At 68.6% G+C, this 17,523-nt stretch carries 16 protein-coding genes; 13 read left to right on the top strand and 3 right to left on the bottom strand.

Going from position 1 to position 17,523, the window contains the following annotated elements:
• The first annotated feature begins 79 nt into the window (after window positions 1-79).
• On the top strand, window positions 80-1,063 hold the full coding sequence (gene hemB, locus ACRDPS_RS16910) for a porphobilinogen synthase (RefSeq protein ID WP_431502824.1): 984 nt from the start codon (window positions 80-82) through the stop codon (window positions 1,061-1,063).
• Between the two features lie 65 nt (window positions 1,064-1,128).
• A complete protein-coding gene (locus ACRDPS_RS16905; RefSeq protein ID WP_431502823.1) occupies window positions 1,129-1,848 on the top strand; it encodes a TetR/AcrR family transcriptional regulator in 720 nt (239 codons plus the stop codon).
• 214 nt (window positions 1,849-2,062) lie between these two features.
• Here the strand turns inward: ACRDPS_RS16905 and ACRDPS_RS16900 are convergent, their stop codons facing one another.
• Window positions 2,063-3,307, bottom strand: coding sequence for a lytic transglycosylase domain-containing protein (locus ACRDPS_RS16900; protein WP_431502822.1), 1,245 nt, complete (start codon window positions 3,305-3,307; stop codon window positions 2,063-2,065).
• A gap of 398 nt (window positions 3,308-3,705) precedes the next feature.
• Here ACRDPS_RS16900 and ACRDPS_RS16895 point away from each other — a divergent pair, with 398 nt between their 5' ends.
• The 4 genes from ACRDPS_RS16895 to ACRDPS_RS16880 are packed head-to-tail and all read left to right on the top strand — an operon-like array spanning window position 3,706 to window position 7,184.
• Window positions 3,706-4,878 carry a cytochrome P450 gene (locus tag ACRDPS_RS16895; protein WP_431502821.1) on the top strand — a complete coding sequence of 391 codons (1,173 nt, stop codon included), beginning with the start codon at window positions 3,706-3,708 and terminating at the stop codon, window positions 4,876-4,878.
• Window positions 4,875-5,069, top strand: a complete 195-nt coding sequence (locus ACRDPS_RS16890) for a ferredoxin (protein WP_431502820.1) — start codon at window positions 4,875-4,877, stop codon at window positions 5,067-5,069. The genes ACRDPS_RS16895 and ACRDPS_RS16890 overlap by 4 nt, the downstream gene beginning before the upstream one ends.
• Complete coding sequence (locus ACRDPS_RS16885; protein ID WP_431502819.1) at window positions 5,066-6,214, top strand: NAD(P)/FAD-dependent oxidoreductase; 1,149 nt, start codon at window positions 5,066-5,068, stop codon at window positions 6,212-6,214. The genes ACRDPS_RS16890 and ACRDPS_RS16885 overlap by 4 nt, the downstream gene beginning before the upstream one ends.
• A gap of 10 nt (window positions 6,215-6,224) precedes the next feature.
• Complete coding sequence (locus ACRDPS_RS16880) at window positions 6,225-7,184, top strand: LysR family transcriptional regulator (RefSeq protein ID WP_431502818.1); 960 nt, start codon at window positions 6,225-6,227, stop codon at window positions 7,182-7,184.
• A 25-nt stretch (window positions 7,185-7,209) separates the two neighbouring features.
• On the opposite strand, the gene ACRDPS_RS16875 is transcribed toward ACRDPS_RS16880, so the two are convergent.
• Window positions 7,210-7,830 carry a TetR/AcrR family transcriptional regulator gene (locus ACRDPS_RS16875; RefSeq protein ID WP_431502817.1) on the bottom strand — a complete coding sequence of 207 codons (621 nt, stop codon included), beginning with the start codon at window positions 7,828-7,830 and terminating at the stop codon, window positions 7,210-7,212.
• A gap of 152 nt (window positions 7,831-7,982) precedes the next feature.
• Between ACRDPS_RS16875 and ACRDPS_RS16870 the strand changes: the two genes are divergently transcribed.
• The 7 genes from ACRDPS_RS16870 (at window position 7,983) to ACRDPS_RS16840 (ending at window position 16,499) form a co-directional block, all read left to right on the top strand.
• On the top strand, window positions 7,983-9,677 hold the full coding sequence (locus ACRDPS_RS16870; protein ID WP_431502816.1) for an MFS transporter: 1,695 nt from the start codon (window positions 7,983-7,985) through the stop codon (window positions 9,675-9,677).
• A gap of 180 nt (window positions 9,678-9,857) precedes the next feature.
• Window positions 9,858-10,775 (top strand): hypothetical protein, encoded by a 918-nt coding sequence (locus ACRDPS_RS16865; RefSeq protein ID WP_431502815.1) that lies wholly within the window; start codon window positions 9,858-9,860, stop codon window positions 10,773-10,775.
• Between the two features lies 1 nt (window position 10,776).
• Window positions 10,777-11,751, top strand: coding sequence for a phosphotriesterase (locus tag ACRDPS_RS16860; RefSeq protein ID WP_431502814.1), 975 nt, complete (start codon window positions 10,777-10,779; stop codon window positions 11,749-11,751).
• Between the two features lie 11 nt (window positions 11,752-11,762).
• Window positions 11,763-12,893, top strand: a complete 1,131-nt coding sequence (locus ACRDPS_RS16855; RefSeq protein ID WP_431502813.1) for an FAD-dependent oxidoreductase — start codon at window positions 11,763-11,765, stop codon at window positions 12,891-12,893.
• Window positions 12,894-12,898: 5 nt separating this feature from the next.
• Window positions 12,899-13,819, top strand: coding sequence for an alpha/beta hydrolase (locus tag ACRDPS_RS16850; protein ID WP_431502812.1), 921 nt, complete (start codon window positions 12,899-12,901; stop codon window positions 13,817-13,819).
• Window positions 13,816-14,760, top strand: a complete 945-nt coding sequence (locus tag ACRDPS_RS16845) for an MBL fold metallo-hydrolase (RefSeq protein WP_431502811.1) — start codon at window positions 13,816-13,818, stop codon at window positions 14,758-14,760. Before ACRDPS_RS16850 ends, ACRDPS_RS16845 begins: the two co-directional genes overlap by 4 nt.
• On the top strand, window positions 14,760-16,499 hold the full coding sequence (locus tag ACRDPS_RS16840) for a CocE/NonD family hydrolase (RefSeq protein ID WP_431502810.1): 1,740 nt from the start codon (window positions 14,760-14,762) through the stop codon (window positions 16,497-16,499). Before ACRDPS_RS16845 ends, ACRDPS_RS16840 begins: the two co-directional genes overlap by 1 nt.
• A 64-nt stretch (window positions 16,500-16,563) precedes the next feature.
• Here the strand turns inward: ACRDPS_RS16840 and ACRDPS_RS16835 are convergent.
• Window positions 16,564-17,523 (bottom strand): formylglycine-generating enzyme family protein (locus ACRDPS_RS16835; protein WP_431502809.1); only part of this gene is annotated, 960 nt, incomplete at its 5' end.

Genomic DNA, 17,523 nt, shown 5'->3' with positions numbered 1-17,523 from the left:
GAGTCGGCGCGTTGTGACGCGCCGACTCGGCGGGGATTATGGTGAAGATGAGCCGACTCGGCATTTTGGGAGAGTTGAGATGAGTATCGAGAAGCCCGTGATCCGTCCCCGCAGGCTGCGGCGCACGCCGATCATGCGCCGGATGGTCGCGGAGACGGCCGTACGTCCCGCCAACCTGGTCCTGCCCGCTTTCGTGCGCGAGGGGATCGACGAGCCGGTCCCGATCTCGACCATGCCGGGCGTCGTCCAGCACAGCCGTGAGTCGCTGCGCAAGGCGGCTGCCGAGGCAGCCACGTCCGGCATCGGCGGGATCATGCTCTTCGGTGTCCCGGAGACGAAGGACGCCGTGGGCTCTGGTGCACTGGACCCTGACGGCATCCTCAACGTGGCCATCGCCGACGTCGTCTCCGAGGTCGGCGACGCGCTCACCGTGATGAGCGACCTGTGCCTCGACGAGTTCACCGACCACGGCCATTGCGGCGTACTGGCTGAGGACGGCACCGTCGACAACGACGCCACCCTCGAGATCTACGCCAACATGGCGATCGCCCACGCGGAAGCCGGCGCCCACATGGTCGGCCCGTCCGGGATGATGGACGGTCAGGTCGGGGTCATCCGCGACGCGCTCGACGCGAACGGTCGCACCGACGTCTCGATCCTCGCCTACTCCGCGAAGTACGCCTCGGCGTTCTACGGCCCTTTCCGCGAGGCCGTCGACTCCTCGCTCAAGGGCGACCGGCGCACCTACCAGCAGGATCCGGCGAATGCGCTGGAAGGCGTCCGCGAGGCGCTCCTTGACGTGGCCGAGGGCGCCGATATCGTGATGGTCAAGCCCGGACTCCCGTACCTCGATGTCCTGCAGCGAGTGCGTGAGTCTGTCGATGTTCCTGTTGCGGCCTACAACATCTCGGGTGAGTACGCGATGTTGGAAGCCGCAGCTGCGAATGGCTGGATCGACCGCGAACCGGCGATCCTGGAGACACTGACCGCCTTCAAGAGGGCGGGCGCGGACGTGATTTTGACCTATTGGGCCGCCGAAGCAGCTGGCTGGCTGCGAGGCTGAACTCCGCCTCCTGGCCGACCGCAGCTCGATGACGTGGAACATTTCCGGAGAGTAGACTCGAGATCGTGACCAATCGTGAGTCGGGCAACACGAAGCGCACCGGCCGACCGCGCAACAGCGGACGTGATTCGGCCAACCCGCGAGAAGAGATCCTCAAAGAGGCCTCGCGGCTCTTCACCGCCCAAGGTGTCGCAGCGACGACGATCAGCCAGATCGCCGAGAGCGTCGGTCTGCGCCAGTCCTCGATGTACTACTACTACAAGTCCAAGGAGGAGATTCTCTCCGCCCTGATGGAGAAGAACCGCGAGTCCCTCACCCTCGCCGAGAAGCTTCTCGAGGAGGACGGCCCGGCCGCTCCGCGGCTCTACGCCTTCCTCTACGCCGACGTCCGCCAGCTGTGCACCGCCCCGCTCGACTTCTACGAGCTCGAGGTGGCGGCCCTGGCCCAGCCCCAGGTCTTCGAGGGCTTCGACGACGACTGCGACAAGCTCCGTTCCGCCGCCGCTCAGCTCCTCGAGCTCGGCGTCGACAGCGGCGAGCTGCGCGAGACCGACCCCGCCACCACCGCCTTGATGCTGCTCTCGCTCAACGAGGGCGCCCAGCACCGTCTGTGGCACAGCCGTCGCGACGACGAGAAGGCGCCGTCGAGCTCGGCCGCTCTGGCGCAGTCAGTCGCCGACTACCACCTCAGCTCCCTGCTGACCGACTCCTCCTCCCTGGCCGAGGTCCGCGAAGTCGGCCGCGCCTTCGTCACCGAGTACGAGGACGACGAGCCCGCCGCCTGAGTGGTCCGCTGAGTCGCTGGTTCGGTGTGCTGTCGCGCGCCCCGGCGCCGATGTAACACGTCGTTCGTAGTACTACTCGCCCTATCAGAACGACCGGATAGTCCTACGAACAGCGTGTTACACGGCCGCTGAGCCGCTCGCTCGTTGGCGGTCGGCTCATGTACGACGAAGGGCCCCGCCGGTCGGCGGGGCCCTTCGCGCGTGCTGGGGTCGGTCAGCCGATGCCGAGGATCTTGAGGAGGCCGGCCAGGATCCCGCCGACCGCGGCGTTTGCCTCCGGCAGGGTCTTCTTCGACAGTTGTGCGACACAGTCGGTGATCGTGCTCTTCGGGACAGTGCGGGCGAGCACGGACCCGAGCTGGTCGACCAGCGCATTGGTGCAGACCGTGGTCAACTGCGAGACGGTCGCGACCACCTTCTCGGCCGGCTTGGTCACCGGCTCCAGCGGCTTCGCCGGGTCGGTGGCGCCGCCGTCGTCGCCGCCGGTGCCACCCCCGCCGGGCGTCTCCTCGGCAGGAGGAGCCTCCTCGGAGGGCGTGGAGGGAGACTCCGCGCCCTGACCCGGGCCGGCCTGCTTGTCGCCGGCCTTGAAGGTGCGGTCCTTGTCCTTCTGCTTCGCCGGCTTGGGCGCTTCCATCCGCGGGATCGCGTAGTCGACGGGGACCGTGCTGTTCGGGATCGAGGTGAAGTCGCCCGAGCGGTAGGCGTCGGCGACGCCGAGCACGGTGGTGACGTACGCCTGGCTGTGGTTGTAGCGGTAGACCGCTGCCCGCGCGCCCTGGTCGGTGGAGAGGTCGTCGTTGCCGGAGCAGAGGTAGACGGCGGTGGCGAGGGCGGAGTCGTTGATGTCCTGCGGGTTGCGCTTGCCGTCGCCGTCGGCGTCCACGCCGACCATCGCCCAGGTGGACGGGATGAACTGCATCGGGCCGATCGCGCGGTCGAAGCTGGTGTCGCCGTCGTACTGACCACCGTCGGTGTCGGTGATCCGGGAGACGTTGCCGCTGCCGTTGAGGGGCACGCCGAAGATCCCGGGAGTCGAGATGCCCTCGGCGGAGAGCCGGTTGTCGTTGGCGCGTCCGTGGTTGGACTCAACCCGGCCGATCGCGGCGATCAGCGGCCAGTCGATCTTGCAGGACGCGTCGGCGGCGTTGATGACGGTGGCCGCGCGCTGGTAGGCAGCGAGGGCAGCCGACGGGATGCCGGCGGCGTTGGCCGTTCCGGCCATCGACCTGCCGTCGCCCTTGTCGGCCGATGCCGACACGCTCGCCGGCGCCTCGATCGCCTCCGCCGGGACCGACGTCCCGTCAGGCAGACTGAAGGCGTCGTCGTAGCTGGTCCCTGATGCTGTGGCACTCGACTGCGTCAGACCGGTGACGTTGACCGTCCACGCTGCGCTGAGCAGCGCGAGCGGAACGAGCGCGGTCGCCTTCTGAAGGCGGCTGTAGCGCGTAGCGGACATCGAATCTCCCTCTTCAATCCCCGGGCCCGCAAAGCCCCGGGTCATGCTCCCCATCGCAACGTTCTAAACGAACCGTCTCACGCCAAAGTTACGCAAGTCACGTTTTACCGGAACATTGCGTTCCAGTAAACGAGACGCTGATGAGACGCACGATGTTGCACCTCATGACGCTGAACCAAGGAAGCCGTACGCACGAGTAACCGATGTCGTCCCGGTCCGCCGACGCGATGAACCCGTCAAGCGGTCAACTGCACGGGCTCGAACATCGGTGGCTCGGGAGGCGAGTCGCCACGGTCATATGCATGACGTGCATGTCATGCCATGAGAAACATCTGTTGGACTTATGTGACGGCACTCACTTCACTGGTGTCACCTTCTAGCCGCTCCGAGGTGAAGCCATGACCGTGCCGGTCTCTTCCGACGTCGACATCTTCGACGACCAAGTCCTTCTCGACCCCTATCCGACCTACGCCGAGCTGCGCGAGCTCGCCGGCGTCGTACATCTGCCCGCGAACGACGTCTACGCCCTCACCCGCTACGACGTGATCCGTGATGCCTTGGGCGACTGGGAGGCGTTCTCCTCGAAGACCATCGGCTTCAACCCGATGGTCAACGAGGCCCTCATCGGTACGTCCCTCGCCTCCGACCCGCCGGCCCACACCGGACTACGTGCCGCTCTCAGCGAGAACCTGACACCTCGTGCGCTGCGCGGGCTGCGGAAGACGATCGAGGCGAAGGCCGACGCGCTGGTCGCCGACCTCGTCACGCAGCGTTCCTTCGAGGCCATCGACGCGCTGGCGCGCGTTCTCCCGCTCGAGGTGGTGGCGGACCTGATCGGATTCACCGGCCCGGCCCGCGACAACATGCTGCGCTGGGGCGAAGCGGCGATGCAGGTCATCGGGCCCCTCAACCAGCGCACCGCGGAGAGCTTCCCGATCGCGGGAGAGCTCTACGGCTGGTGCTCGACCGTGACCGCCGCCGACCTCACCCCGGGCTCGGTCGGTCGGGGCATCTTCGATGCCGAGGCGCGTGGGGCGATCCCGCCGAACACGGCCGGTCACATCATCCACCAGTACCTCGGCGCCGGCATCGACACGACTGTCGCCGCGCTCGGCAACGTCGTTGCCCTCTTCGCTGCGAACCCTGACCAGCTCGACCTCGTACGTGACGACCCTGCCCTGGTGCCAGCGGCCTCCAACGAGGTGCTGCGGTTCTGGGCGCCGGTCCACGCCTGGGGTCGCCGGGCGACGCGCGACGTCGAGGTGGACGGCGTGGTGATCCCCGCCGGATCACAGGTGGCCATCCTGTTCGGCGCCGGCAACCGCGACCCGCGCCACTACGCCGACCCCGACACGTTCCGTGTCGAGCGGAACCCGGTCGACCACCTGTCCTTCGGGTACGGACCGCACGGCTGCGCGGGCCAGGGTCTGGCACGCATCGAGACGCACGCTGTCATCGCTGCGCTGGCCAAGCGGATCTCCCGGATCGAGGTCGGTCCGGAGGAGCGCGTGCCGAGCAACATCACCCGGAGCATCAGCGTGCTTCCCGTCCGTGAGGTCGTGCCGGCATGAAGATCGTGCTCGACCGTCCCAGGTGCGAGGGGCACGGCTTGTGCGAGGAGGCCGCGCCCGAGCTCATGCACCTCGACGATGACGGCGAGCTGGTCCTCGACGTCGAGGACCTCGAGCCCGACACGGACGCGGCCACGGCTGCAAACGCAGCGGCCCGGGTCTGCCCGGTCGCAGCACTGCGGTTCGCATGAGCGCGGCCATCATGAAGCGGATCGTGGTGGTGGGAAACGGGATCGCCGGCCTCACCGCGGCGGACAGCCTCCGGGGGAGTGGGTACGACGGCGAGCTGATCATCATCGGGGACGAGCGCCATCCTGCGTACAGCCGTCCGGCGCTGTCGAAGGCACTGCTGGCAGAGGGGGCGGCCGACGATGCTCACCGTCTGCCTCCTCCCAACCACGAGGCGACCGAGCTCCTCGGGCGGGCCGCGATCGGCCTCGACCCCGACCGCCGACTCATCACCACCGACGACGGGACCGAGGTGCCCTATGAGGGTCTCGTGATCGCCACCGGCTCGCGCGCCCGGACGCTCGGTGGGGGTGGCGTCCTCGCCCTGCGCGGCCTCGATGACGCCATCCGGTTGCGGACCGCGCTCACCGCCCGCCCGGAGGTCGTCGTCGTCGGAGGCGGTCCGCTCGGCATGGAGATCGCCTCCGCTGCCCTTGCTGTCGGATGCGGGGTGACCGTCGTGTCCCAGCGGCTTCCGATGCTCGACCAGGTCGGCAGCCATCTCGCGCAGGTCCTCGTCGACGCCGCGCGGGCGCGTGGCCTTCGGGTCGTGCTCACCTCGGAGGCGACGACCCGAGAGACCTCCGGCGGCACCGAGGTGGTCCTCGGCGATGGTGCGGTGCGGCGCGGCGACCTCGTGGTCGCGGCCGTCGGGGACGTACCGAACCTGGAGTGGCTGGCCGGAACCGGCCTGCTCACCACGGAGGGTGCGCTCGCTGTCGACAGCCGTGGCCGGGTCAGACCCGGCATCGTCGCAGCCGGTGACCTGGCCACGATTCCGACCAGGCGAGGCCTGCGTCGGATTCCGCTGTGGACCAGCGCCATCGACCAGGCGAAGACGGCCGGAGCGGCGCTGCTGCGAGGTGAGGAGGCTCCCGCCCTCGATCTGCGTCCGTACTTCTGGACCGAGCAGTTCGGCATCACGCTGAAGGCCGCCGGCTTCCTCCCGGCGGACGGCGAGCCCGATCGGCTGGCCGGCAAAGGTGTCTCCGCACTGTTGCGATGGGGGCACCCGGACGGGACCGGCACGGCCGCAGCGGTGGACTACCGGATCCCGGTGCCGAAGCTGCGCCGGTTGTGTGACGCGGTCTCCGAGGGCGCCGCGTAGGGTTCGGTCCATGTCGGAGATCGGACCGGAGGCGCCGCCGGCGCCCGGCCGAGGTGTCCGGCCGGGCCGTTCGAGCGCCGACCTCGACCGACTCGCGGCGGTCAACCTGAACCTCCTGGTGCCGCTGCTGGCCATCCTCGAGGAACGCTCGGTCACGCGGGCCGCCGAGCGGGTCGGCCTCACCCAGCCTGCGATGAGCCACGCCCTCGGCCGGATGCGTCGCCTGCTCGGTGACGACATCCTCGTTCGCGAGGGCGCCCGCACCCGGCTGACCCCGCGGGCAATCGAGCTGGCCGCACCCTTGCGAGCCGCCCTGCAGCAGACGGCGCGAGTCGTGAACTTCCCGGGCTTCGACCCAGCGGTTGACGGCCGCGTCATCACGGTGGCGATGATGACGCCCACCGCGTTCGTCATCGGTGCGCCGCTGGCGCGGCTCATCGCCGAGCGCGCACCGAACGCAACGCTGCGGATCCGGACCATCACGATGCCGACGGAGGAGGCCTTCACCGCCGACGGGGTCGACGTCGTGCTGATGTCGGACGCCTTCGGCTCGCCTTATGCCCGCGAGCGCTTGTACGACGACCGGTGGATGGTCGTGGCACCCACGGACTCGGACCCGGGTGCCTCCGCGCTTGAGCTGCTCACCACCTTGCCGCACGTCGTGTTCGACGCCGAACGCCGGGTGATGCCCTACGCGGTGCTCGACGAGCATCACATCGACTACCGCTCCGGCCTGTTGGTGTCAGACAACTTCCTCGTGCCGCACCTGGTGGCGCTGTCCGGGGGAGTGGCTCTCCAGAGGTTCCGGGTCGCCGCGGCGATGCAGCGGATCGTCGATCTGCGCATCGAGGAGTTCCCGTTCCCCGTCCCCGGAGTCGGGATCGACATGGTGTGGAATCCCTACCTCTCCGACCAGTTCTTCGTCGAGTGGCTGAGGGCGTTGCTGCTCGAGGTCGCCCAGCACCTGTGACCGCGGGGTAGGACATACCCCCCCGTCAGCGCGTGGGGGCACCGATCGAGCCGACCCAGCTCTCGGTCAGTACGTCGAGCATGCCTTCGTGATCGACGCCCCACGTGCCGGGGGTCCACAGGCGCGCGACGTAGTCGAGCTCGTTGATCGCGATCACGCCCCGCATGTGCCGGGTCCCGGCCGGGAAGCGGTCCGCGCGGTTCAGGCCCTCTCGGATGTCGCTGATCGCCTCGTCGAGCCATTCCTCGAGCAGAGCCCGGATCTCGGGGTCGACGGCCGCTGCCTCGAAGGCGGTCGTCGTGTAGGGCCGGATGGCATCCCAGCGTGCTGCCGTCGTGCCGAGCCAGCCACGGATCCGGTCCGCGGTGCCGTCCTCGACCACGGCGACGAGCTCGCGCTCGGTTGAGCCGTGCTCGGCGGAGGGCACACGGTCGAGGGCAGCGTTGAGGCGCTCGTTGATCAGCGCCTTCATCAGGTCCATCTTCGATGAGAAGTAGGCATAGAAGGTCACCCGCGTCGTGCCGGCGGCCGACGCGATGTCGGGAACGGTCGTCGCGGCGTACCCCTTGGACACGAACAGCTCCAGGCCCGCATCCAGAAGGAGCCGTCGGGTCATCTCCTTCTGGGCTTCGCGCAGTGTGGCCATGGCGAAACTCTAGAGCATCGGCGACAACTTCCCGGCCTCGTAGCGCATTTGGATTACTGGTAGACAAAAATCTTGACGCTATGTCAAATAATGTGACACGGTTCACTCCGCCATGTGGCTCGGGTCACCTCTCATCACCCCAAGGAGCAACCATGAGCGAAGTCAACGCGCCGACCACCGGCCGCTTCGTACCGACCCTGATCGCCGGCTGTCTCGGTGTCTTTGTCGCCCAGGTGGCCTACTCGCTGCCTGCCTCGATCCTCGGCACGATCCAGCTCGACCTGGGCATCTCCGGCGCCGATCTGATCTGGGTCAGCGCCGCGTTCGCCACGGCGATGGTCATCTTCGAGCTCAGCTTCGGAGTCATCGGAGACATGTTCGGCCGCAAGCAGCTCCTGCTCGGTGGCCTGGCGCTGCTGGCCGCGGGTGAGCTCATCACGATCGCCGGCGCCGACAGCGTGCACCTGCTGTGGGTGGGGCAAGCGATCGCGGGCATCGGTGCCGGTGCTCTCTACCCGATCTCGCTCACGATGATCGCGGCAGCCGCCCCCGATGCGAAGGCGCGGGCCAGCGCGATCGCACTGTGGGCCGGCTTCTTGTCGGTGGGCGCGGCGGTCTCGCCGATCGCTGCCGGCGCCCTGGCGCAGGGCGGCCACTGGAAGGAGAGCTTCTGGATCCCGGCCGTTCTCGCGGTCGTCGCGGCGTTGGCGTCGCTCGGTGCGCGCAACTCCTCGGCTCCCGAGGGGCGCAGGCTCGACCTCCCGGGTCAGCTCACCATCATCGTCGGCCTGGTCTCCCTCATCTGGGCGCTCACACAGGGCTCGGAGATCGGCTTCGGGGAGGGCGAGATCGTGGCCGGCTTCGTCGTTGCCGCTGTCTTCCTGGTCGCTTTCGTGGTGATCGAGGTCCGCTCGCCGTCGCCGCTGATCCACCTCTCGCTCTTCAAGAACCGTGCCTTCGCGATCACCGGTGTCACTGCGGTGCTCGGCATGTTCGCCTACTTGGCCATCTGCTTCTCGATGACGATGTTCCTCGGGTCGGTCATCCATATCGGAGCCGTCCAGATCGGTCTGCTGTTCCTGGTCATCCAGGTGCCCGCACTCCTGCTCGTTCCGGTCGTCGCCAAGCTGATCCACTCGGTCAGCCCGCGCTGGGTCCTGACTCTCGGGTTCGTCCTCATCGCGGCCTCGGCCTTCTGGTCGTCGACCTTCGACGCCCACGACTTCCTCACCGCGCAAGGGGCTCCCGACCAGGGTGCCTGGGTCACCTTCATCGCGCCGATGGTCCTCAACGGCGTCGGCTTCGCGCTGACGGTCGGCTCGATCACCGCGGTGGCGATCAACTCGGTCCCGATGCGTCTTGCGGGGATGGCGTCCGCGACCACGAATCTGCTGCGCGACTTCGGCTTCGCGCTCGGCCCGGTCCTCGGCGGGGCGATCTACAACTCGATCGCCAACCGCAAGCTCGACGCCGGCCTTGACGCCGCCCTGGGCGAGTCGGCGCAGGCCGGGTTCACCGTGCTCGGCCGGCCGGTCGACTCGCACGTGCCGACCGATGCCGTCATGGGTGCCCTCCGCGGCCTCGCGGAGGACGGTGGCGCCGTCGCGGTCAACTCCGTTCCGACGCTGACCGACCCGTCGAGCGGTCAGCCGTTCGTCGACATGCCCTTAGCGCTCCACGACCTGGCCTTCACCTCCCTCAGCGAGGCGTTCAACCAGACCTTCTTGGTGGCCGCTGTCTGTGCCCTCGTCTCGGCCGGGCTCGCCGCCGTCGGGCTCGTCGGCGCGCTCTCCGGTGCCGCGTCCGCCGGGGAGGAGGCCGACGAGACGCTCGTTGCCGCCGGCTGAGATCTGGTCGCGCTGCGGATGGTGCGAGAGGTCCCGTCGTAGCTGGCGGGGCCTCGTTCTCGCGGACGACAAATACTTGTCTAGCAGACAAGTTATTTGACACATAGTAAGATGAAGTGACACCGTTCACATGGTCCGGGTGGCCCCGGTCACCTCTGCACGAACGAAAGGGAGACCCAGATGGGTGTACGGACTGCTGGGAGCGGCACCGTGAACACCGTCCTCGGACCGGTGCCTGCTGAACACCTGGGCGTGGTCGCCGCGCACGAGACGCTGCTCTCGGTGCTACCCGGCGCGCAGTACGCCTTCGACATCGCGCTGGAGCGATCGGCCGTCTTCTCGGCCATCGCCGCCAAGCTGCACGCCTTCAAGGCGGCAGGCGGTGGGACGGTCGTCGACGCCGGCGGCATGTTCGCGGGCCGCGACGTGCCCCTGCTCGAAGCCCTCTCCCGCGCCACCGGCGTCCACATCGTCGCCTCGGCCGGCCAGATGGAGGAGGGCATGCTCGGCGGTTACTTCCTCACCCCGCAGACCAACCCGCCCACGCCGTGGCCGGCCGAGAAGTTCGCCGAGCTCTACGGCAACGAGGTGGCCCTCGGCATGGTCGTGCCACGCGTCGAGCGCCGCCGCTCCGCCGGCCTGATCGCCACCGCGGTCACTGCCTCAGGTGCGACCCCGACCGACGAGTCGCAGCTGCGCGGGTCGGCGCGCGCCGCAGCCGCCACCGGCGTACCGCTGACCTTCCGAGCCGGCAGCGACCCGGTTGCCGAGCTCGGCATCGCCCTCGACGACGGGTTGGCGGCCGACCGCATCGCCGTCTCCAATGCCGGCGCAGAGGCCAAGGCTGTCGCCGACCAGGGTGCTTTCGTCGTGATGACCGACGCCGCGGATGTCGTCACCCTGGCCGAGTCCGGCCACGCCGACAGGGTGCTGCTGACCACGGGTGGCGCCGCGCTCGCCTTCGGCTACGACGAGGGTGAGGTCACCGAGACGTCGTACGCCGCGCTGACGGACGCCCTGCCGGCCGACCTTGCTGAGCAGGTCCTCGTGAAGAACCCAGCCGCGCTGCTCGCCGTGGCGACTCGAAAGGACGCCTGAGATGGGAACCGTCAACACCGTCCTCGGCCCGATCGCCACCGAGGAGCTCGGCTTCACCGCGATCCATGAGCACATCGGCTACGGCATGCCCGGCTCCGAGCTCGACACCAGATGGTGGAAGACCCCGGAGACGCGCTACCAGGAGACCGTCCCGAAGCTGCGTGCCTTCCATGAGCACGCCTCCGACTTCGGCTACTCGTCCTCGTACGTCGACGCGACCGGGATCTGCAACGGCCGTGACATCGACTACTACAAGTCGCTCTCGGCCAAGACGGGCGTACAGATCATCGCGTGCACCGGGTTCGTCGGTGGCGACACCGCGCTGCCGTTCTTCGAGCGAGCCAGCGTCGACTACCTCTACCGCCAGTTCGTCCACGAGATCACCGTGGGCATCGGCGGTGACACGAAGGCCAGGGCCGGGATCATCAAGGTCGGCGTCAGCCGCGGCTTCAAGATGAAGGAGCTCGACCTCCGCATCTACCGTGCCGCCGCTCGCGCGGCGGTCGAGACCGGCGTGCCGATCTTCACCCACCTCGCCGTCGACGCCGAGCCCGCGCTCGCCGTCTTCGCCGAGGAGGGGCTACCCCTGAGCAGGGTGATGTTCGGTCACATGGACGACGGCGTCAGCCAGGGCAAGGTCAACGAGACCGCGATCCTCAGCGGCGGTGGCCGACTCGGCTTCGACACCTTCGGCTATGACCTCGAGCTTCCCGATCCGCCGTTCTGGGGCCGCCACAAGGCCGAGCGCCTCGAGCACCTGATGGGTTTCCTGCGAGATGGCCACGTCGGCCAGGTCCTCGCCGGCGCTGATGCCAACTGCTCGCCCCTCGGCTGGCCCGGCGTCAAGGGCCACACCGTCAACTACATCTTCGAGACGCTCATCCCCGACCTCCGGGCAGCAGGCGTCACCGACGAGACGATCACCCAGATCTTCGTCACCAACCCGGCCACCTTCCTCACCACGGCCCAGAACTGAGAGCACCGCCCATGGACATCAAGAACCTCACCATCGCCGTCGTCGGCGCGGGCTATGCCGGTGCCGCCGCGGCCAAGGCGCTGAGCGATCTCGGCGCGAACGTCACCGTCTACGAGCAGGCCACCGCTGTCCGCGAGGTGGGTGCCGGCATCGGTCTGCGCCCCTCCTCGGTCGACCAGTTCAACAAGCGCGGCAGCGGCGAGGCGATCAAGGCGGTCAGCTCGCCCTCCGACGCCTTCGAGATCCTCACCGGCGACGCGGACCGGATCATGATCGAGGAGTGGCCGGAGAAGGAGGCGTACGCCGAGACGACCCGGTTCATCCATCGCGGCGACTTCATCGAGGCCCTCGTCCGCGTGCTGCCCGCGGGCATGGTCAAGCTCGGCCACAAGCTGGAGAAGATCGAGGACCTCGGCTCCACGGCCACGCTCCACTTCGCCAACGGTGAGACCGCGAGCGCCGACCTGGTCATCGGTGCCGACGGCATCAAGTCCGTCGTCCGCGAAGCCCTCTTCAGCGACCAGCAGCCGGTCTTCGCCGGTGAGCACGCCTATCGCGCGGTGATCGACGCCGCCGGCACGTTCGACATGGTCGCCGACGGCAACCTGCGGATGTACATCGGTCGAGGCACGAAGGTCTACCTGCTGCCGTTGCTGCACCGCAGGCAGGTCTCCTTCGACATCACGGCCCTCAACCCGGACAGCACCTGGGCGCCCGTGGTCACCAAGGACGACATCGTCAAGAGCGTCGAGGGGTTCGACGAGCGCATCGTCGAGATGGCCCGAAACCTCGACATGGACACCGTCAACATCCGTGCCGTCTACGACATCGACCCGGTCGACACCTGGCACTCCGACGCGGTCGTCCTCATCGGCGACGCTGCCCACGCCATGTGCCATCACCAGGGGCAGGGCGCGAACTCGGCGATCCTCGACTCCGGAGCGCTCGCTGACGCTCTCGTCATAGCCGAATCGATCCCGTCCGCGCTGGCGGTCTTCCAGGCCGCTCGCAAGCCAGTGACCGACGAGCTGCAGCGGATCTCGCGCAACGGCTGGACCGATGACGAGGTCAACGAGGTCTTCCCCGGCCAGAAGCCGGGTCAGATCGGTGCCACCACCGTCGGCGCGCTGACGGAGGGCTGATCGCGATGCCGCTGCACCCCGAGATCGCCAAGGTACTCGCGACCCTCCCGCCCCCGCCCGCCCAGCTCGACCCGGTCGCGATGCGCGCCTTCGACGATTCGCAGGTGGTTCCGCTCGAGGACCGGCTGCCCCTGCACTCGGTCGAGGACGTCACCGCGCACACCGATCATGGAGACGTACCGGTTCGGATCTACGCAGCCGAGGACAAGGCGGCGTACGGCATCCTGGTCTACTTCCACGGCGGAGCGTTCTTTCTCGGCAGCCTCGAGACGCACGACCACATCGCGCGTGCGCTGGCAAAGGAGACCGGGCTCAAGGTCGTCTCCGTCGGCTACCGGCTCGCGCCGGAGAGCAGCTTCCCCGCCGGGCTCGACGACTGTTACGGCGTCGTCCGCTGGGCAGCGGACACCGCCGCCGGCAACGACCTGAGCTGGGACGGCCACACCCTCGCGCTGGCGGGTGACAGCTCGGGCGGCAACTTCGTCGCCGCGGTGGCAGGCAGGGCCAAGGACGACGGCGTCGACGCCATCACCCAGCAGGTCCTCTTCTACCCCTCGCTCGATCTCGACTTCGACGTCGACCGCTATGCCTCGCTGCGTGAGAACGCCGTCGGCTACGGCCTGGAGACAGCCGGCCTGAAGCCGTTCAACGCCTTCTATCTCGGTTCCGGGGCGGACCCGGCCGACCCGCTGGTCTCTCCGACCAAGCGCGCGGACCTGACCGGCCTGCCGCCCGCGCTGATCATCACCGGCGAGCTCGACCCGCTTCGTGACGAGGCGGAGGAGTACGGCGTACGCCTCCGGGAGGCCGGTGTCGAGGTGACGGTCTCCCGCTACGAGGGTGCCGGACACGGGTTCGTGCAGCACTTCTCCTGGATCCCGGAGTACCACCGGGCGTTCGCGGAGACCGCGGAGCTGCTCCGATGACAGCTCCTCCGACGACCGAGGTCTTCCCGATCGCGGCACCGTGGGGACGCTTCGCCCTGTTCTCCTACCTGATCGACGCCCCCGAGCTCGCGATCGTCGACACCGGCGTGACCGCCTCGGCTGCCAACGTTCCGGTCGAGCTGGATAAGCTGGGGCGGCGCATCGAGGACGTGAGGTGGATCCTGCTCACCCACGGTCACATCGACCACGTCGGCGGCGCCCACGCTCTGTGGGAGGCGACCGGACGTACGGCCCGGGTCGTGATCTCGAAGGTCGACGCCCACTTCCTCTCCTCGCGCCGAGCCCATGTCGACGAGGCGCTCGGGCTGCGCGGGGCGTACGTCGACACCGCGGCTCTGGAGGCGACGAAGTCCGCCGAGGTGCTCGAGGCGATCTCCGGTGAGATGGAACCCACCCTCACCGTCGCGGACGGCGACGTCCTCGACCTCGGCGGTGTCTCGGTGCGGGTCGTCTCGATCCCGGGCCACACGCCGGGCGCGGTCGCCTATGTCGTGGAGGGTGCCGAGGGCGGCGCCCAGCACGTGTTCGTCGGCGACGCCGCCCAGTGCTACGGCGCGGCCAGCGGATTTCCCGGCTATGAGGACCCCGACGCCTATCGCGACTCGCTGGGGAAGGTGGGCGCCCTCGAGCCGCAGCACCTCTATCTCGGCCACCCCTACCGCCGAGCCGACGGCACCCCGTTCGACGTCGCTCTCGACGCCGAGGGAGCCCGGGAGGCGTTGACCGCCAGCCTGACCCGCGAGGCGGAGATCCGCGCGACGGCGGCCCGTCTCGACCCGGTGCGGTCGGCCTCGGCGTACTCGCCCTTCGAGACGTACGCCGCGGACCTCGGCTACACGGGCGACCCGACGCTGGAACCCTCGCCCTTCTTCACCACGCTCAACGGCTACATCCAGACCATCGGCAAGGAGCACTCTTGATGCCCGACACCACCAAGCAGACCATCAACGCCGGCGGGCAGAGGATCACCGCGCTCAAGCACCTCGTCGTCCCGATGCGTGACGGCGTCAACCTGGCCGCCGACGCCTACACCGATGACGTGACGCAGCCGCGGCCGGCACTCGTCGCGCTCTCGCCGTACGGCAAGGAGCTGCAGGCACTCGCCCTCACGATGCCGCCGCAGAAACGGCCGAGCCCGATGTGGGACGGCTGCATCGAGGCCGGCGACATCGCTCGGGTCGTGGACAACGGCTACGTGCACGTGATCGGCGACCTGCGCGGCTCGGGATACGCCGAGGGCGAGCACATCGGCAACTACAACGCCGGCGGGGTGCCGTTGGGCCAGGATGCCTACGACTTCATCGAGTGGGTCGCCGCGCAGCCGTGGTGTGACGGCAACGTCGGGATGATCGGCATCTCCTACTTCGGGTCGATGCAGGTGCTCGCCGCCGCCGAGCGGCCGCCGTCGCTCAAGGCCATCTTCGTCAGCGGTGGTCACTACGACTTCTACGAGACGACCTACCACGGCGGCGTGATGTGGCTGATGCCCCGCGCCGCGCGCGAGGGCCGCGGGGGCGACTCGGGCTGGGCCTTCACCGACGGTGTGAAGTCGCGGATGCTGGAGACCCACAGCGCCGACGAGATCGAGAAGCTGGTCGCGGAGCGCCTGCGGGACCCCGATGTCCAGGCATGGCCGAACCTGTTCCACACGCTGCACTACCCGAAGAACCACGAGGCGTGGTTCGACATCGTGATGAACGACGTCGACGGGGAGTGGTACGAGGAGCGCAACCCGGTCAACCTCGCCGCCAACATCGACATCCCCGTCTGGCTGCAGATCGACCAGGGCCGGGGCTGGACGATGGACGGCACCATCGAGTGCTTCAACCGCATCCCCGCCGCGAACAAGAAGCTCACCATCGGCCCCTACCCGCCGATGCAGTCGCGCCCCTTCGTCGAGGAGCACGACAAGATGTTCCGCTGGTACGACAAGTGGATCAAGGGCATCGACAACGGCGTCGACACAGAGCCGGCGGTCTCGGTCTTCGTCGAGGGAACGCGAACCTACGTCGAGGGCTCGGCGTTCCCGCCGGCCGAGGTCGAGCATCGCGAGCTGTTCCTGCGGCCCCGCCGCAAGCTGTCGTTCGAGCCGGAGACGATGGGCGCCGAGCATGCCGCGCCCGACGGCTTCTTCCAGGCGCCGCTCACGGTCACCGACCGCGTCGAGACCGTGTCGTGGTCGACTGACATCTTCGAGACGCCGACGACGCTGATCGGCACCGGTGCCTTCCACCTCTTCGCGAGCATCGACCAGGACGACACCAACTGGATCATGAGGATGTGGGACGAGGCTCCCGGTGGTAGGCGGCAGCTGTTGACCACGGCGTACCTCAAGGCATCGATGCGCGAGCTCGACGAGGCCGAGTCGACGCCGGGCAGCCCTGTACACCCGCTGACCCGCAAGGTCCCGGTCACCCCGGGCGTGATCGAGGAATACGTCCTGCGCGTCTATCCGATGGCCGCGACGATCCTGCCGGGCCACAAGGTCGTGGTTGAGCTCTCCTGCAACGAGCCCATGGCCGACGAGCACAACGCGCTCCTGCCGCCCGACGCCTTCCATGTCCCGGTCGGTCGTCCGGTCACCCACACGATCTACCGCGATGCCGCCCACCCCTCCCGGCTGGTGCTGCCCTTCGTCGCAGCGAGCGCGGGACCGTGATCACTGGTCTGCCGGCCGACCGACGGGAGACCTCATTCGCATGGATCGACGACTTCCGTCGGCTTCAGTGAGTCGGGTTCAGGGGGCGCCGAGAGCCGGGGACGTCTCGCGAACCCGCGACGGTGCGGAAGCCGGTGTTGTTCATGGACGAGTCGGGTGTGTTCGACGAGCGGGCGGCATTTCGGTAGCGGTTGCAATAGGAGTCGTGGCACAGGAACGAGCCACCCCGGAGCACCCTCGTCGTGCCGCGGTCGGGGCCGGTCGGACTCTCGCGCGGCGAGACTCGGTAGTAGGCCGGATCGAACCAGTCGGCGCACCACTCCCAGACATTCCCGACGGTCTGCCAGAGCCCATAGGAGTTGGGCGCGAAGGAACGCACCGGCGCGGTGGTCGCCCAGCCGTCCTCGGCGGTGTTGAGCACCGGGAAGTCGCCCTGCCAGATGTTGGCCCGCCATTCGGTGTCGGTCCTCACCTCGTCCCCCCAGGGAAACCGGGCGCCGCTCTCGCCGCCCCGCGAGGCGTACTCCCACTCGGCCTCCGTGGGCAGTCGCCGCCCGCTCCACCGGCAGTAGGCGAGGGCGTCGTTCCAGCTCACGTGCACCACGGGATGGTCGTCGAGCCCCGCCAGGTCGCTGAGCAGCCCACCGGGGTTCCGCCAGGTCGCTCCACGCACTCCGTGCCACCACGGGGTGCCGGGGGCCGCGCCGAGAACGTCCGAGTCCTGAGCCGCGAGCGCCAGATGGAAAACCGCGGAGAAGCCGTACGACTCCGCCTCGGTCACGTAGCCCGTCGCGTCGACGAACTCGGAGAAGGCCGCGTTCGTCACCGTGGTGGCGTCGATGACGAACGGGTCGACGTGGACATCGTGCACGGGGACCTCTCCGTCCGCCGGACTCCCGTCGCCGAGGTTGTCGCCCATCAGAAAGCGACCGCCCGGGATCGGGCGTTGCTCGATGGAATGTGCCGTGCGGCCCGTCTCCGGAACAGTCGTACGAGGTCCGGGGGCCGTGTCGTGCTGCCGGAC

The sequence above is a fragment of the Nocardioides sp. genome (assembly GCF_050699375.1).
Lineage (GTDB): Bacteria > Actinomycetota > Actinomycetes > Propionibacteriales > Nocardioidaceae > Nocardioides.
The sequence above is the reverse complement of the archived record's forward strand: the minus strand, read 5'-3'. Positions and strand labels throughout refer to the sequence as shown.

Bases quoted from the DNA above. Each gene is read 5' to 3' on its own strand.
- ACRDPS_RS16860 (WP_431502814.1), top strand. From the start codon at position 10,777: ATGGGAACCGTCAACACCGTCCTCGGCCCGATCGCCACCGAGGAGCTC.
- ACRDPS_RS16900 (WP_431502822.1), bottom strand. From the start codon at position 3,307: ATGTCCGCTACGCGCTACAGCCGCCTTCAGAAGGCGACCGCGCTCGTT.
- ACRDPS_RS16870 (WP_431502816.1), top strand. From the start codon at position 7,983: ATGAGCGAAGTCAACGCGCCGACCACCGGCCGCTTCGTACCGACCCTG.
- ACRDPS_RS16840 (WP_431502810.1), top strand. From the start codon at position 14,760: ATGCCCGACACCACCAAGCAGACCATCAACGCCGGCGGGCAGAGGATC.
- ACRDPS_RS16855 (WP_431502813.1), top strand. From the start codon at position 11,763: ATGGACATCAAGAACCTCACCATCGCCGTCGTCGGCGCGGGCTATGCC.
- ACRDPS_RS16890 (WP_431502820.1), top strand. From the start codon at position 4,875: ATGAAGATCGTGCTCGACCGTCCCAGGTGCGAGGGGCACGGCTTGTGC.
- ACRDPS_RS16850 (WP_431502812.1), top strand. From the start codon at position 12,899: ATGCCGCTGCACCCCGAGATCGCCAAGGTACTCGCGACCCTCCCGCCC.
- ACRDPS_RS16845 (WP_431502811.1), top strand. From the start codon at position 13,816: ATGACAGCTCCTCCGACGACCGAGGTCTTCCCGATCGCGGCACCGTGG.
- ACRDPS_RS16865 (WP_431502815.1), top strand. From the start codon at position 9,858: ATGGGTGTACGGACTGCTGGGAGCGGCACCGTGAACACCGTCCTCGGA.
- hemB (WP_431502824.1), top strand. From the start codon at position 80: ATGAGTATCGAGAAGCCCGTGATCCGTCCCCGCAGGCTGCGGCGCACG.
- ACRDPS_RS16875 (WP_431502817.1), bottom strand. From the start codon at position 7,830: ATGGCCACACTGCGCGAAGCCCAGAAGGAGATGACCCGACGGCTCCTT.
- ACRDPS_RS16895 (WP_431502821.1), top strand. From the start codon at position 3,706: ATGACCGTGCCGGTCTCTTCCGACGTCGACATCTTCGACGACCAAGTC.
- ACRDPS_RS16885 (WP_431502819.1), top strand. From the start codon at position 5,066: ATGAGCGCGGCCATCATGAAGCGGATCGTGGTGGTGGGAAACGGGATC.
- ACRDPS_RS16880 (WP_431502818.1), top strand. From the start codon at position 6,225: ATGTCGGAGATCGGACCGGAGGCGCCGCCGGCGCCCGGCCGAGGTGTC.